At 77.0% G+C, this 265-nt stretch carries 1 pseudogene; it reads right to left on the bottom strand.

Annotated elements, in window-relative coordinates:
* A pseudogene (locus tag ACYQ0J_RS00550) lies at positions 1-265 on the bottom strand (tetratricopeptide repeat protein); the annotation flags it as partial.

The raw sequence follows: 265 nt of genomic DNA, 5'->3' as shown, positions 1-265 counted from the left end.
CGCGCCTCCTGGAGCAGGGCCAGGGCGCCTTCCTCCGTCCCCTCCCGGCGGGAGAGCTCCGCCAGGGCCACCAGCACCCGGGCGCGGGCCGGGGCGTGGGTGTCCAGAAGCTCCAGGGCCTCCCCGGCGGCCCGCCTCGCCAGCCTCTTCCGTCCCAGGGCCAGGTGGCAGAGGGCCATCTCCGCCAGGGCCGCTCCCCTCCGGGCCCCCTCCCCCGCTAGCTCAAGGGCCTCCTCCAGGACCTCGCTTCCTTGAGCGGGCTTCC

It is taken from the genome of Thermus sp. FJN-A, assembly GCF_054655095.1.
This window is presented reverse-complemented; position numbering and strand designations above follow the sequence as displayed.